Annotated in this window: 17 protein-coding genes; 4 read left to right on the top strand and 13 right to left on the bottom strand. The window is 51.0% G+C overall.

Translation table 11 applies throughout. The annotated features are described in order from the left end of the window. Positions 1-14: 14 nt before the first annotated feature. From GCD22_RS10695 to GCD22_RS10640, 13 genes are all read right to left on the bottom strand, one after another. Positions 15-266, bottom strand: coding sequence for a hypothetical protein (locus GCD22_RS10695; protein WP_031573920.1), 252 nt, complete (start codon positions 264-266; stop codon positions 15-17). 66 nt (positions 267-332) lie between these two features. Next, the gene (locus GCD22_RS10690; RefSeq protein WP_244947522.1) at positions 333-1,388 is read right to left on the bottom strand and encodes an EAL domain-containing protein; all 1,056 of its coding nucleotides are present in this window, start codon (positions 1,386-1,388) and stop codon (positions 333-335) included. 85 nt (positions 1,389-1,473) lie between these two features. Next, the gene (locus tag GCD22_RS10685; protein WP_306670500.1) at positions 1,474-2,706 is read right to left on the bottom strand and encodes an IS256 family transposase; all 1,233 of its coding nucleotides are present in this window, start codon (positions 2,704-2,706) and stop codon (positions 1,474-1,476) included. 40 nt (positions 2,707-2,746) lie between these two features. Further along, positions 2,747-3,961, bottom strand: a complete 1,215-nt coding sequence (locus GCD22_RS10680) for a diguanylate cyclase domain-containing protein (protein ID WP_170286740.1) — start codon at positions 3,959-3,961, stop codon at positions 2,747-2,749. Beyond that, entirely contained in the window at positions 3,867-4,856 is a 990-nt protein-coding gene (locus GCD22_RS18010; RefSeq protein WP_170286739.1) for a hypothetical protein, read from the bottom strand. The genes GCD22_RS10680 and GCD22_RS18010 overlap by 95 nt, the downstream gene beginning before the upstream one ends. Positions 4,857-5,090: 234 nt before the next feature. Continuing rightward, positions 5,091-5,474: an SEL1-like repeat protein gene (locus tag GCD22_RS10675; protein WP_075322000.1), complete on the bottom strand. Its 384-nt coding sequence runs from the start codon at positions 5,472-5,474 to the stop codon at positions 5,091-5,093. 581 nt (positions 5,475-6,055) lie between these two features. After that, complete coding sequence (locus GCD22_RS10670) at positions 6,056-6,403, bottom strand: hypothetical protein (protein WP_065973787.1); 348 nt, start codon at positions 6,401-6,403, stop codon at positions 6,056-6,058. 10 nt (positions 6,404-6,413) lie between these two features. Next, positions 6,414-6,689 carry an HU family DNA-binding protein gene (locus GCD22_RS10665; RefSeq protein ID WP_153940778.1) on the bottom strand — a complete coding sequence of 92 codons (276 nt, stop codon included), beginning with the start codon at positions 6,687-6,689 and terminating at the stop codon, positions 6,414-6,416. A gap of 137 nt (positions 6,690-6,826) precedes the next feature. Beyond that, positions 6,827-7,135, bottom strand: coding sequence for an HU family DNA-binding protein (locus GCD22_RS10660; protein WP_153940777.1), 309 nt, complete (start codon positions 7,133-7,135; stop codon positions 6,827-6,829). 154 nt (positions 7,136-7,289) lie between these two features. Beyond that, on the bottom strand, positions 7,290-7,781 hold the full coding sequence (locus GCD22_RS10655; RefSeq protein ID WP_153940776.1) for a DsrE family protein: 492 nt from the start codon (positions 7,779-7,781) through the stop codon (positions 7,290-7,292). Positions 7,782-7,806: 25 nt separating this feature from the next. Further along, complete coding sequence (locus GCD22_RS18230; protein ID WP_176211975.1) at positions 7,807-8,397, bottom strand: cytochrome P460 family protein; 591 nt, start codon at positions 8,395-8,397, stop codon at positions 7,807-7,809. 68 nt (positions 8,398-8,465) lie between these two features. After that, entirely contained in the window at positions 8,466-9,818 is a 1,353-nt protein-coding gene (locus tag GCD22_RS10645) for an outer membrane protein assembly factor BamB family protein (protein ID WP_081577212.1), read from the bottom strand. A gap of 348 nt (positions 9,819-10,166) precedes the next feature. Continuing rightward, positions 10,167-10,676, bottom strand: a complete 510-nt coding sequence (locus GCD22_RS10640; RefSeq protein WP_065968090.1) for a DUF302 domain-containing protein — start codon at positions 10,674-10,676, stop codon at positions 10,167-10,169. Positions 10,677-10,852: 176 nt separating this feature from the next. Here GCD22_RS10640 and GCD22_RS10635 point away from each other — a divergent pair, with 176 nt between their 5' ends. From GCD22_RS10635 to dsrE2, 4 genes are all read left to right on the top strand, one after another. Continuing rightward, positions 10,853-12,214: a putative porin gene (locus GCD22_RS10635; RefSeq protein ID WP_153940775.1), complete on the top strand. Its 1,362-nt coding sequence runs from the start codon at positions 10,853-10,855 to the stop codon at positions 12,212-12,214. 21 nt (positions 12,215-12,235) lie between these two features. Beyond that, positions 12,236-12,736 (top strand): DsrE family protein, encoded by a 501-nt coding sequence (locus GCD22_RS10630; protein WP_010641821.1) that lies wholly within the window; start codon positions 12,236-12,238, stop codon positions 12,734-12,736. A 374-nt stretch (positions 12,737-13,110) separates the two neighbouring features. Then, entirely contained in the window at positions 13,111-13,341 is a 231-nt protein-coding gene (locus GCD22_RS10625) for a sulfurtransferase TusA family protein (RefSeq protein ID WP_153940774.1), read from the top strand. 51 nt (positions 13,342-13,392) lie between these two features. Further along, complete coding sequence (dsrE2, locus tag GCD22_RS10620; protein ID WP_024895456.1) at positions 13,393-13,863, top strand: sulfur carrier protein DsrE2; 471 nt, start codon at positions 13,393-13,395, stop codon at positions 13,861-13,863. The last annotated feature ends 219 nt before the right edge of the window (positions 13,864-14,082 follow it).

Below are 14,082 nucleotides of genomic sequence, written 5' to 3'. Positions count from 1 at the left end.
TTTTATCCACTGCATTAAGCACGGTCACTGATCTCAGGACCCTGTGGACGGGTAATGTCATGGGTTCTCGCTGCCGACATATCCGGAGCACCAGAGACCCCCGTGCTGCGATCAACGCAATAGCCCAGGAGGGCCTCCATGAGGAGGATATCCAGCATCCGTTCCGCCGACAGGCCAGAATCCCCGATCAATAGGGTGAGTACCCTTTTCTGAAAAGGCGTGATGCTTTCTCCGGACAGGGAATGGATTTTTCTAGCAATCTTCATCTGGCATACCCCCCATGATCGTCCCACGCAGACCGTTTCCTTTGAGGCCCGGTAAAGAGCACCCACCTACCGAACATGGGGATGCCCCAGAAAGCGGTGTAACACATCTATCAGCTGGGCATTGGTTTCCAGCAGCTCCTGAGCTAATTGCCGCGCTTGCGGACTGCCCGGTGGACCGACATGATCTCTTAGCAGTTGGTGCAGGCGGTGATGGAGCTGATCCACGTCGACCGGCAAAGCGGCGCGGTCGGGCAGCTGGTTCAACCACAGGGCCAGATGACAATGTTCTGCATCATCGCGGCCCAAGATCCGCTCCGGCAGACAGCCCTTCCCCTGGAGGTACTGAATGGATTCTTGTACGCGTATCTGGTGCGCGCCCAACAGCCCTGTATCCGTGATACCCATGAGGTGATTGCGTGGTGCAGCAGAATTACCGATGTAATTTATTATGTTAAACGCCTTTACCCAGGCTGGCACGGCCTCTGCGGGCATCGGTTTGGCAAACAGATAGCCCTGCAGGGCCGGGCAGTCCAGAGCCTCCAGCAACTGTAAATGCCCGACGGTTTCCACGCCTTCGGCAATGACCTCCAGACCCAGCATGCGGGCGGTCATTACGACGCCAGCAACAATGGCAAAGTCACGAGGATCATTGAGCATGTCCAGGACAAAACTCTGGTCAATCTTGATGGTCTGGGCAGGCAGTTTCTGCAGATAGCTCAAGGAAGCATTCCCCGTTCCGAAATCATCCAGGGCGATGCGTAGACCCAGGGCATTACAGTGCTGGAGTGTTTCCTGAGCCTTCTGAAAATCCAGCATGGGGGCACTTTCGGTGACTTCAATTTCGCAATACGCCGGGGCTATCCCGGGATGTGCAGCCAGAGCGCACTGCAAGTCATTCAGAAACTCGGGATCCAGCAGATGCCGGGCGCTGATATTCAGCGACAGGCGTAAGGGAAGCCCGGCCTGGTGCCACTGTTCTCCCTGGGACAGGACCGCATCCAATACAAAGCAGCCAATCCGACGGGCCAGGCGGGGATGGTCCAGCGCTTCGGCGAACACAGCGGGCGTGAGCAGCCCCCGTTGGGGATGCTGCAAGCGGATCAGGGCCTCAAAACCAATCACGCCCTGCTCCGGTGACGCAGAAGGGGCAGGCCGGGTCACTACGAGCTATAGTCAAATCTGGTGTATGAGCATTTTCTGACATAGATCAGGCGGCGGTCTGTTGATCATCCGGCAGGGTGAGGTTAGCCGGTAAGCCATCGATAAATTTCACCCCTGCAAAAAGCTGCAGGACTTTCTCTGGAGCATAAATCCCAATCCAGCGTTTTTCAGCCTGCTGCAGCATCTTGAAACCCAATCCCAGAAAGCTGCTGCGTGATACACAGTTCTTCGTCCGGGTAGTCCGGTGGCGTACCGTAGCGAAGGTGGACTCAATGGCATTGGTGGTCCGGATATGCCGCCAGTGTTCGGCTGGAAAATCATAGAAAGCGAGCAATTCAGCCCGATCTTTTTCCAGTTTAGCCACGGCCTTGGGATACTTTGCCTGGTAATTGCGCACAAACACGTCCAGTGCTTTTTCCGCAGCCTGGCGATTGGCGGCCATCCAGATTTCCTGCAACGCTGCCTTGGCTTTGCTCTGTTGGGCTTTGGGAAGTTCGTTGAGAATGTTGGCGGTCTTATGCACCCAGCAGCGTTGCTGACCAGTTTCGGGATAGGCTTCATCCAGTGCGGCCCAAAACCCCATGGCACCATCCCCAATGGCGAGCAAAGGGGCCGCCTCCAGACCGCGCGCCTGCAGGTCACGCAGAATCTCCAGCCAGGAAGCTTTGGATTCGCGCAGGCCGTCACTGACACTGACCAGCTCTTTCTTGCCCTCTGCCGTCACGCCGATAATCACCAGCAGGCAGATACGCGGATCCTCCTCCGCACGGAGGTTCGTATAAATACCGTCTACCCACCAGTAAGCATAGCGCTTTCCCTGTAGGGAGCGGTGTTGCCAATGGGCATACTCTTGCGCCCACTCCGCCTTGAGACGTCCCAACACCGCAGGTGAAAGTCCCTTGGCCTCATCACCCAGCAAAATGGAAAGGGCTTCCTGCATGTGGCCGGAAGACACCCCATGCAGATAGAGCCAAGGTACTGTAGCGGCTACTGTTCGTGATTTGCGTACATACGGAGGCGCCAGTACCGAATTGAATTTGATCCCCGATCCTGAGCGGTCCCGCACCTTGGGTACTTTGACGGGTACCGGACCCAGAGCGGTCATGATCTCGCGCTCCGGCAGATGCCCATTACGCACGACCGCCTGACGCCCATCAACCATCCGCACCGTCGCAAATTCTTCCAGCAATACCGCCACCTCTGCCTCTATGGCCTGCTCAATCAGAGAGCGTGCCGCGCGTCGAAGTATCCCTTCAATGCCCAGACCCAACTCTCCCATCCCACCTGCTATTACGGTATTCTTTTCCACGGCGTACTCCTTATGTTGCTCTTTGAGTCGGAAACCCTTTGTAGCAACAGTACGCCACCTCATTCAAGCCAGTTGTAACGCGCCCGTACACCACTTTCGAGCATAGCTCGGTCACTACCGGCTGGTAGTACATGACCAAGTTCTGGGCTTCAAGCGCTTCCTGGGTCATCGCCAACATCTCCATCAGCTGTTCTTGTTCAACATCCAGGGTTTTTTCATAAAAACAATACTGATTGCGACCCCGGGCTTTGGCCGCGTAAAGCGCGAGATCCGCATGCCGCAATATCTGCGGGGCATCACCCGTATCCCCGGGGAGAATCGTCCATCCGATACTGGCTGAGACGTTCGCCACCTGCGTGTCCATCTCAATAGGCTGGTTCAACGCCTGGATCAGCCGGTGGGCGAGATGCTGGGCGTCTTCCAGATCGTGCATATGGGGCAGCAGCAGCCCGAACTCATCCCCGCCCAGGCGGCTGACGCTATCTTCAGGCCGCAGCGTTTCACGGACCCGTTGTGCTACCGTACAAAGCAGTTGATCCCCTTGGTCGTGTCCCCAGCGATCATTGACCTGTTTGAATCCATCCAGATCGAGAATGCCAACCAGGAGGAGGTCTCCCGGCAGGGGCTGCGTCTCTGTGGCCTGGCGGAGCTGCTCCAGAAACCACTTGCGGTTGGGCAAGCCGGTCAAATCATCGTGATGCGCCTGATAAGCCAGGTGCTCGGTCAAACGACGCCGTTCCGTGACATCATGAAAGACCAGTACGGCGCCCAACACCTGACCATCCCGTCCGTGAATCGGTGCTGCAGAATCTTCAATGGCGATCTCCTGACCATCCGCGCGCAGGAGAACCGTATGGTTGGCCAGCCCCACGATCCGGCCTTCCTGCAAGACTCTGCGGATGGGGTTTTCTACCGGAAGGTGATCCCCCTCATGGGCGATGTGGAAAACCGTTTCGAGCGGTTTCCCCAGAAGGTCTGAGCGTGCAGAACCCAGCATGGATTCAGCTACGGGATTGATATCTGTGACCCGACCTTGGGTGTCGGTCGTTATCACCCCGTCACCAATGGAATGGAGGGTGACTTCCGCCCGCTCCTTGGCCTCCCACAACCTCAGATCATGGGCCGATCTTTCACGCTGCCGGTCTTCGCCGATGCGGCGAAAGGTCCAATAGCCGAAGGTAGAAAGCAGCAGCAGAGCCAGCATGGCCGCGAAAGGTCCGGTCATCCGATTCCACCAGGCGGCCAGCAGAAAGGAACGTGGCAGCCCCACACCGGCTACCAGCGGATAGCCTCGCACCTGGTTCCAGGCCCCGAGACGCCATTGATTGAACGCCGTAGCCAGGCCATAAAAGCTGGCAGAGCGGGCCTGGGGGTGCGCCCGGATGGACTGGACGGCAATGCCGTTTTGGCGTGTACCAAAGGGGCTTTGTGTGGGCAGCGGATAGAGGCTTTCCAGAAAGCCATCCCGGCGCAGCAGAAAGACCGAACTCAAGGCAGGAAGCTGCAGATTGTGCCAAAAAGGGAATTGGCCGTGCTGCAAGGGCAGCAGGGCCACCATGTTGGTCACTACGGAATGTCGGTAGGGGATCCCCTTGTGCCCCCAGGAAAAGCGGTACCACCCAGTGTGGATGTTGGGGGTGTTCCGGATTACGCACCGCCAAAGGAGGACCGACGCAAAGGTCGGAAGCCTGTCTACAACGCTGGATCAGTTGCCGCTGCTGGTCCGTAATCCGGGATCGGGCATCCGGCGATGCCGGAAGTGAAAGCAAGGTCCGCAGCAGTCCCTTGTCCATCCCGGCAGCCACCACTCCGTCACCTGCCGTACGCACACCGACACTGTTGAAATCGGGATTGAGGACCAGGTAGTCCTGCAATTTTTCGTGAATCGCCAGAGGCGTGCCATCGGCTCCTGTGCCCGTGTCCTGACCCAGCATGGCCAATGAAGACTGGGTCCCCTTGAGAAATAAATGCGTGCCATCCGCCACAGCGGCTGCCAGCACCCGCAAGTTGGTGCTGTATTCCTGACAAACATCCTGCCATGTTTCATAAGCCAGGCCTTCTCCAGCCAGCACCACAATGACCACAAACAAAAGCCAGGCACGCAATAACCAGGGTAGCATCGGTATCAATCCACCTTGGAGAAGCGGACATCATGAGTAAGCACTTTCTACGGCATCCTTTCACATGCACGAGTAATGTTTCATAAATAGTACAGGTTGGGGAATTTACCACGAAACCCGCCGCACCTTATCCTGCGTTTCTGCAGTAATTGTCATACAGGCTTTTGCAAAACCAGGGGGGACGCGGTGCTCCACTCGTTGCGGTAACAATAAATCCATACCGGCGCTTAGCGCTTAGTCCGTTATTTCCGTGGCATATAGGTAAAGGGCATGGCGCGCCAGGCGGCCTACCGAACTGGGATGACCACTCAAAAGCCGCCACTGACGCAACGCCCAAAAGCGGTTTTGGGCGATTCCGCGACCCAGGTACAGGGCCTTGCCATAGTAGTAGCGTGACCAGCGACATCCATGAGGAAAGGCGGCACACCAGCAGGCAACTGCCCGTTCCGGCTCTTTCGTGCGAAACCAGTAGACCCCCAGGTAACGCTGGGCATTGACATGCCCAGCGCGCGCCCGTCGCTCAAGGGTGGCTAAGGCCGTCGCATCGCCTTTGCGCGCCTGGTAAAGGAGCCCGCGTATTTCAGTGTCGCTATACTTGGTGATCAAGTTGCTGCTCATGCCATCAGAGTGCCTCCATGAGGTAGCGGTAGCGGTTTCTATAGGCAAAGAGGACGGTCAGTTTGCCCTCTCCGTCTAAAATCCCTTACAGTTCCATGCTATCGGGGTGGAGTGCTTCAGATGACCGTCCTGTTTTTGGCGGTGATAAGCCACAGGCCTAAAGCTTGTCACCCCGACCTTGCCATGGGTGGCTACCCATCAGACGTCGTTCGTGAACGGATTTAAACCGGAGCGAATACCGACAAGCCACGCAGGATGCTGCTGTCGCTCACGGCATGTCCAGATTATCCCATTGATTTTCCCGGATGATACGCACGAGATTGAACAAGGTTCCTCGCAAGAAATCCCTCTGTATGCCCTTTTCGGCCGTTCCATACAAAGTGACCCGGAGGGATTCGCGATCCGGCTCTTGCCGCAATGGGTCCACAGTCTCCAGTAGAGACTCCTGCACGATAGGATACCGCCGGATCTGTAAAACCGGCACCTGCTGACCCGAATGGAGAGTTCTGCATCATTATCAGGCGGAAGGGATCATTCTGGTGTGAGTGCCCGGCCAGTATCTGAGGCTTTTGAAAGACGCCTCAAACTCCACGGGGCCGTCTACCCCGCCTGGGCTGGCCATGTTCTTTCAATAGAGATTCCCCACGCGCCTGCAGAGCCTCCGCATCTTCCTGAAGGGCTTTTTCGATGGCGGCGATAAAGTGTCGAGCGTCCCATTCCGGAGCCAAGGCCTGTGCCGCCCGTATAAAGCGCTTGTCCTGCTCCATTCTGTCCTTACGGGCTGACGGGGATTGCAGCAGTCGTTTTTTCGCGGCCTCAATTCTGGCCAGCGCCGCTTTCTGACGTTCCAGAATCGCTGCCTGTTTTTTCTCCAGATCCGCGATTCGCTGTTCTGGAGTCCGACGCACCCGTTTTTTACTTTCTGTCATGTTCTCTCCTTCAGTGATTTACTTTATCAACAAACTCTTTCCCCGCCTTGAACTTGATACTTTTCTTGGCAGGCACTTCAATTTCTTGCCCCGTAGCCGGGTTCCGCGCTTTACGCGCGGGTTTATCGACGATCTCAACAGAACAAAATCCCGGGAGGGTGATTTTTCCTGCGACCAGCAATTCGGTCTCCAGAGTGTGTCGAAACACCTGATAACATTTTTCTGCGTCCGCTTTGGACATGGCGCCATGCAGGGCCAGTGCGGCGACAAATTCGGATTTATTCATGAGAGACCTCTTTCAAAAATACGCATCTTCGGAATGTAGAGGAATGTCATAAAATGCGCAATGCAGTGTATGGACAGGTGCTGCGTGGTGGATAGTAGTCCCCCGAAGAAGTGATGTCGGTGATCAGTGTCATTTCATCAAAAGCTACGATTGTTCTGATTGACTTTTACGCGCATCGCCGTACCGGGCTTGAAATGCACAGTCCGTTTCTCGGGGACATCCACCGATTTCCCCGTCTTTGGATTACGTCCCGCGCGGGCCGCAATAATGTGCAGGGTAAACGCCCCAAAATCCCGAATCTCAATACGCTCTCCCTCAGCCAAGGCATGGGCACAATGATCGAGGATCAATCCAACGGCCATAATGACATCCTGTCGTGACAATTCTTTGTTTCCCTGATCACGTAACTGTTGATAGATATTCTCCATTATTGTTGATTTATTCATCGTTCTTTCTCTGGCTTTCTGTAGATTGGTTATGCAATCGGATTGCTAGGCTAGATAATATGCCATGCACATAAAAAGTGCTATCCGACTTAATTCACGGCCTACTTTTGCCGACCCGATAGTTGAGGGAAAGATACGAGAGATATGTATTGTTTTAATAAACTGGAACCAAAGCATACCCCTTTTCTTGGTAGGCGATGGTAGAGATGAAGCCATTTTCCACAGGCGTTACGCTCGGAATCAGCATGCTCGGAGATACGTCCATACCGTGTAGCGCCACGCCACAAGCCTGAAACTGGATGCCTTTGTGGCTGAGCTTCAGGATTTCTCCCTGAATCCCCGCGATATCCCTTTCTTCTGTGTAAGGTATGCCCCGACGATCTTTGGTCAGAAATGCGACATCTGGACCGATAAAGACCACGATGAAGTGCGGCGTCACCTTTTGTTGCAGAAGTTGCTTGCGGGTCAAACCGATGACTCTGACCAGGTGATCCACAGCCGCCGGGTTACGCATATTCACTAAAAACACGGCCTTTGCATCATGTAAGCCGGATAGTGCCGGAGTGTCATTGAGCTTTTCAGCCTGGGCAGTGGTGAACAGGCAGCCAAGTGACAGAAACAGAGCGGCCAGAATAAAGCGTTGCATGGGAATATCCTCCTTAATGAGCAGGCTACTGAACGACAGCCCCGGGATGTTTTTGAATCTGTGCCACGTAAGCCGGATTCATTTCCTGCTTGGAGAAAAAAGCCTTCCAAGTGGTGATCGGCAACAATTGCGTCGGCGGCGGAGCAAAAACCAAGTCTTGATGGCGGACCAGTACGTGACAGGCGATACAGCTGCCCACTTTGCCATAAGCCAGGACTTTACCGGTGGGATCATAGGCAGCCATGATCCAGTTGCGGTCTGAAGGATCAAATTTAGCCGCCTTCAGCATGGCGGTAACGCCCACTAACTGCTTGTGGGCATTGTAATTTTCTTTTACTACCAAGCTTCCGTTACTATAGCGGTTCACTTTCAGTATCCCACCGGCTTTTTCTATACTGGATATTGCCAAAGGGTTGGCCAGGTCCACGGTGTAAGGATCCACAGTCCGAGATCCCACTTGATAAGGCACGCTTCCGGGCATGATGGCGTGCGTTTTTTGCAAAATTTGCACTTCTTTCCACAGAGCTTCAGGGCTGGGTCCGGCTGTATACGCCCAAGCTATAGAAGAAAAACAACTGGTTATGGTGAGCAGCATAACAACATTCAGTTTTGGCATGATCCGGCTCCTATAAGTTGAATGCCACCTAGTCAAGGGTGTATGGCAATTTTCTTAAGGAAACTAATCTATCCTAGAATTTTCTCTAATGGTATAGCTTCCATATATCCAGAATTTGAGCCAATAAAATAAGTACCACCTATCATTACCCCGTTTTGAGGCCCAAAGCTACCGAGCTTGTTATGGTATACATGAATTATGGAACCATTCTGGCAATTCAGCGTATAAATATCACCATTACCGATAGGCTGAATTAATTTATTTTGAACTACCATTGGAGCTGCTTTCATTCTTGCTGAAAGTGTTTTATGCCAAAGAATTTTCCCACTTTGCAGCTGTATGGCATATTCTGTATGTGTTACTGGGCTTCCAGTATATATTACGCGGTTCACAATGGTTGGAACCGCATCCTTGTTTCGCGGAGGTGTTTTACCAGAACCCAAATTTCGTGACCAAAGAACTTGTCCAGTTTGTCCATTGAGCGCAAGTTCTTCAGAATCCGATGTTCCTTTTGTCTGATTGGGTTTGCGCACATCTATTTGACCAATCAAAGTATTGCCACGTGCCGCCCAAGTGCCATCACCACCACTGCTGGAAAAAATACCTTCAGGGTGTACAGACCAAAGTAATTTCCCGGAAGAGCTGTTAATAGCATAAATCCGACTTGGGTTGGTACCTCCCATAACAACGATTTTGCCATCGTCTACAGGGGTGGCTGATGACATACTGACAAAAGAGCGGATACCAGTTTTCCAAATTAAAAAACCGTTTTTGGCATTTAAGGCATACACATGGCCATCCCCGTTACCAAAGATCAGTTTACCGTTAATGTAAGTAGATGTGGGCATATCTTCGCCCTTAGTGTGGTATATCCACTCCAGGCGTCCCGTTTTTTCGTGGAAAGCTTCTATAGCTGATACGTCCGTACCACGCGTAACCTTGGCACCTTTAACGTTGAATAATTTGGCATGACTATAGGAAAAAACGGAATTTCCTGCACCCACAAAAACAACCTTATGATTATCTACGGTTGCCACAATCGGAGTTGTCATAATTTGATTGTAGACATTAACACTCCAAAGCAAGCGCCCATTTGTAGCATTGATGGCATATAGATAGCCATTGTCATTGGGCGCAAAAACTATTCCATCAGCTACCGCAACACCAATCGGAAAGCCCACGAGGTCTCTAATAGTTGTTAATTTTCGTACAATCTTACGATTGATTGTGTTTGCTCCTGGTACACTGAATGTCCAGGAGATAGATGGGAAGGCGGACTGATACACAGCATTGTGACCGGCACTCATTGCGTATGTGAGCCATTGATCCGGTGTCTGATCTGGACTGGCCACGGCTGAGATACTACATAAGCCGGTTAAGGCCATTATCAGGGGGAAAAGTAGGCGTGCTTTGTGATTCATGGTTGCTCCTTTATCACTGCTTCCTGTTGCGTTACTTTGTTATACGGCACAATCTTCTTCTGCGAAGTGCGGAAAGATTCCATTTCATTAAAACCAGCCAGCTAGTCCGGAAACCAAAAGCATAAATTGTGCCATTCTAAGGACGATCATGGGTGAGTTGCACGTGAAAGATACTCTGGACGTCCAGAGACTGGATGAAGATTTTTTTGAGGTTGACATCGGAAAGTCCAACAGTATGGTTGCAGAAGATCAACGAAGTGTTTTTCGTGAAAGAGCATCCAGATTGACCCACCTTCTCAGTAATGGAAAGGGCGGGTCGATTGTGTAAACTTTTAATGAGATGAATGACTACTTAGACGCAGCGCCGGGAATGCTTCTCAAAGCCGCTATGACTAGGTGATCAATCTTTGCACCCACCTTGCTAGCAGCAGTACCGTTTGTAAATGCGGCGCGCTCTGGATAAGCAATGGTTGTCTGGTTCCCTTTTCCATAAATCGTCAAATTTAGCGGACATACAGCAGCTGAGCGCCAGTTTGCACTCAGTAGATCACTGAAAAGTACCGGATTGCAAAACACCATGGCCTGTACATCCTGGAATTTCTCGGGATTGAGGTTCTGTATGTGCAAGATGGATTGCTTGGCCTCAATCCGTTTCAGGATATCAATATGCATCACCACCTTGAAATGGTGCGTGGCAAGGGCTTTCTGTATCTCACCTGAGGCTTTGCTCATGGGTACGGGTAGCGTTTCCACGTACATATCAGCGGCGCTTGCGCTCAAAGTTCCAACAACCAGCAAAGCAAAAAGGGAAATAACACGATATAGACGAGTAATCACCAGCTTCTCCTTGGATTTCATAAGTTAAAAATAATATTCATAATAACTGCCGTTCTGAATGGCGCACCTATAGGCTTTAATCTGCGCTTATCTGATCAAGATAGCTGCTTTTTTGGTCTATCGGCGTGGAACAGATTTTGCTTGAAATCTCCACTGAGATCAAACAGTGAGTATACAAAAAAAGGAGACGAGGAAAAATGCCAATAAAAAAATTCCGTAGAGGCAAAAATATTATTAAAGCATTAACTATAGCCTGCTTAGCTGCTTATGTCCCCACGGCCACCGCCGCGAACTGGTTCAAGCTGCAAGATTTAAACCCCAAAAAGGTTTCGCTTTTTTCAGGATTTATAGAGCCCGATCTGTATGTGATGGCAGGAACTCCTGCTGGAATATATAATACTGCGCTCAAACGGTTTATTTATGCTACACCTCATGTGAATCTGATCGGCCCTAATTTTGGGCAAAGCACCACGTTCCTCATCCAGCGAGCACGATTAATGGTGAGAGGATGGTTGAATCCACACATCTCCTATTTTTTTGCGGGTGAATTTGGAAATAATGCAGCCACTAATATTCGTGGCCAATATACCCCGCAACTGCAAGATGCACACGTAGTATTCAGTTACATACCGGCAGCCCGTGTTGAAGTAGGCATTATCCGGGCACCAAGTGCAGAGGATGCCATGAATGGCTACATGGCCTATAACTACGTGGTTTTCCCCACGGTCATTAATCAACTCATGCTTCAACCTTTTTATGCCTCTCAACCCAGCCGGCCGTATGCTGTAGGTCCATCCGGATCCGTCTTGGTGCCCGGGAATGAAAGTTTGGGCGTCAATGCATTCCGATATCCCGGAGTCCAGGTTTTTGATTGGAAAAACTGGGGCCACTGGCAATTTGCCTATGGGGCTATGGTTGGCATGTTTGGGAGCGTATCGGCGGGCAATCAGTCCAGTAGCCCTTTATATGCCGCACGTGTCCAAGAGTCCTACATATTTGGCGGCCATGGCCCCTTCCGTAGTGATCTTACAGGGTGGCTCTGGTATCAGTATGCCCAACCAGACTATCTAGGGCATAGTTATGCAATGCAAAGAGAGGGTCTGGGTTTCCAGTACCTACAAGGTTATATGCACCCTTGGGGTCGACAATTAAAGTTTGAATACATGCGTGGCAACGGATGGATTGATGCCCCCTCCGCATTTAGCCAGCAATTAGGCTTACAACCTGCGCTTTATCAGACGCAGCTTTATCCTAATGTCAACAACTCTGCTTCTGGGTACTATGTTGAGGGTGGTTTATTCTTGACCAAGCACATCGAAGCAAACATCCGATATGACTATTATGATCGCTTGCCTAATCTCGCCTCTGTAGGGCAGCAGCGTATATTCAAGACATGGGCACTGGCGCTCCAGTATCATATCACGCCAATTACCAAAATTATGGCAGGCTATTATTTCCGCACCGTGGATGCACCCCATGTTGCTTCTAATTCGCCGGGTGCGGCAGTTAGCAAGGTGGTGGATAATGAATTTGCCATGCAAGCCATGATTTCATTTTAACCGTAACAAGGAGATTTTTCTGTGTCTATTTGCACTTTACGCCGTATGATTAGTTCTTTTTTGATTCCTTTGGCCATGCTGCTTGGTATGGGCGTTGCCTCAGCCAATGTTTCCATGTTGCATGATTTCAACTTTGCGCATCCCAAATTTATACATGCCTTACCTTTTGCAACGCATAAGTTGGTTGTTCAGGTTAGTCAGGACAACCCGGCACGCTGGACTCTGGTATTGAACACTTCGCAGAACCTGCTTAATTTCTTTGGACAGCAAAAAATTCAGATTGTTGTAGTAGCCTTTGGTCCGGGACTTAAAATGCTTGTTGCAAACAGTCCTGTGGCCAAGACTATTGCTGCTATGAATGCGGAGGGTGTAGAGTTTGATGCCTGTCACAATACCATGTTGCAGATGGCTAAAAAGCTGGGTCATTTACCTAAACTGGTTCCCTCTGCGGTGATCGTTCCGGCTGGCATCGTGCGCATCATGCAGCTAGAATCTCATGGCTTTGATTATGTGAAACCTTGACTATTTTTGGCGGCCCCGTGATCTTTATAAATCGGGCTGCCAAGACTCAGGCTAGGCCTTTCGAGTTAAGGAGAAATTGGTTGATGCGCCTGATAAGCGCTGCTGTGTGCACTTTTTTAAGGTAGACATGAAAACACGAATACGGGTGAATCAACAACATATTCCCCTATAGATTGTGGTTGATGCCTAGAATGATTGTCGCCCACGCCAAGTAGCGGGTATTTAAATATCCTTAATATGCGCGGATTGAATTGGGTCTGATGATATAGATCCCCATTTCTGGTTGAGTGTGGTAAAATCGTATGTACATAGCACTCATCAGGCGCAGTATTTTAATTTGGTTGGATCATAAACTTATAGCAGGAGATTAACTCATGTTACAAGAAGATCAAGAACTCGACGCACGAGGCTTGAATTGTCCATTACCCATTTTACGCACCAAGAAAGTCCTCAGCTTACTTAATTCCGGTCAGGTGTTGAAGATCGCCGCTACTGACCCAGGTGCCGTAAAAGATTTTGAGGCCTTTTCCAAGCAGACGCTAAACCCTCTTCTGGAGCATGCAGAAGTAGACGGTGAATTTATCTTCTTCATTCAAAAGGTTTGACTGAAAAAACTGTGATAAACAATGCCTATCTAGAGTTACAAAGGAGTTGAAATGGACGAGAAAAAGTTAGCTATTGTCGCGACAAAAGGTACCCTGGATTGGGGATATCCACCCTTCATCCTGGCCTCCACTGCTGCAGCCCTGGGTTACAGCGTGGAAATTTTTTTCACCTTTTATGGTCTGCAATTGCTCAAGAAAGATCTGAGTCATCTGCGCGTCAGCCCTCTGGGTAACCCAGCCATGCCGATGCCTGTTCCTATTCCTACCCTGATGATGGTGTTGCCGGGCATGGAAGGACTGGCTACCTCCATGATGAAAAGCAAAATGAAAGCCAAGGGCGTGGCTAGCCTGGATGAATTGCGTGGGCTATGCCTTGAGGCCGAGGTACGGATGATTGCCTGCCAAATGACGGTCGATCTTTTTGAATTTGATACTGCTGACTTTATCGAAGGTATTGAACTGGGTGGTGCCGCCGCCTTTTTTGAATTTGCTGGTGAGTCTGATGTCACACTTTTTATCTAACGTCCATTGCGACTCGCGCCACCTCAGAGAAATATAAAGAGAATCAGGGCGGATGGCAATGGGTTGAGATTACACATGTTTTTGGTGACTGGATCCCGTATCTAACTTCATGACGCCGGCACTTTCCAGGAATAGCCCCCTATGATGTTTCTCATCATACTGCCCAAACCTGAGGCATTAGCCACGGTAAATTTGTTCTAATTGTAACTAACTGATTAT

The organism is Acidithiobacillus thiooxidans ATCC 19377, from assembly GCF_009662475.1.
GTDB classification, from domain to species: Bacteria; Pseudomonadota; Gammaproteobacteria; order Acidithiobacillales; family Acidithiobacillaceae; genus Acidithiobacillus; species Acidithiobacillus thiooxidans.
The sequence above is the reverse complement of the archived record's forward strand: the minus strand, read 5'-3'. Positions and strand labels throughout refer to the sequence as shown.

Bases quoted from the DNA above. Each gene is read 5' to 3' on its own strand.
- GCD22_RS18010 (WP_170286739.1), bottom strand. From the start codon at position 4,856: ATGCTACCCTGGTTATTGCGTGCCTGGCTTTTGTTTGTGGTCATTGTG.
- GCD22_RS10685 (WP_306670500.1), bottom strand. From the start codon at position 2,706: ATGGGAGAGTTGGGTCTGGGCATTGAAGGGATACTTCGACGCGCGGCA.
- GCD22_RS10695 (WP_031573920.1), bottom strand. From the start codon at position 266: ATGAAGATTGCTAGAAAAATCCATTCCCTGTCCGGAGAAAGCATCACG.
- GCD22_RS10660 (WP_153940777.1), bottom strand. From the start codon at position 7,135: ATGAATAAATCAACAATAATGGAGAATATCTATCAACAGTTACGTGAT.
- GCD22_RS10645 (WP_081577212.1), bottom strand. From the start codon at position 9,818: ATGAATCACAAAGCACGCCTACTTTTCCCCCTGATAATGGCCTTAACC.
- GCD22_RS10670 (WP_065973787.1), bottom strand. From the start codon at position 6,403: ATGACAGAAAGTAAAAAACGGGTGCGTCGGACTCCAGAACAGCGAATC.
- GCD22_RS18230 (WP_176211975.1), bottom strand. From the start codon at position 8,397: ATGCCAAAACTGAATGTTGTTATGCTGCTCACCATAACCAGTTGTTTT.
- GCD22_RS10635 (WP_153940775.1), top strand. From the start codon at position 10,853: ATGCCAATAAAAAAATTCCGTAGAGGCAAAAATATTATTAAAGCATTA.
- GCD22_RS10625 (WP_153940774.1), top strand. From the start codon at position 13,111: ATGTTACAAGAAGATCAAGAACTCGACGCACGAGGCTTGAATTGTCCA.
- GCD22_RS10655 (WP_153940776.1), bottom strand. From the start codon at position 7,781: ATGCAACGCTTTATTCTGGCCGCTCTGTTTCTGTCACTTGGCTGCCTG.
- dsrE2 (WP_024895456.1), top strand. From the start codon at position 13,393: ATGGACGAGAAAAAGTTAGCTATTGTCGCGACAAAAGGTACCCTGGAT.
- GCD22_RS10640 (WP_065968090.1), bottom strand. From the start codon at position 10,676: ATGAAATCCAAGGAGAAGCTGGTGATTACTCGTCTATATCGTGTTATT.
- GCD22_RS10665 (WP_153940778.1), bottom strand. From the start codon at position 6,689: ATGAATAAATCCGAATTTGTCGCCGCACTGGCCCTGCATGGCGCCATG.
- GCD22_RS10675 (WP_075322000.1), bottom strand. From the start codon at position 5,474: ATGAGCAGCAACTTGATCACCAAGTATAGCGACACTGAAATACGCGGG.
- GCD22_RS10680 (WP_170286740.1), bottom strand. From the start codon at position 3,961: ATGACCGGACCTTTCGCGGCCATGCTGGCTCTGCTGCTGCTTTCTACC.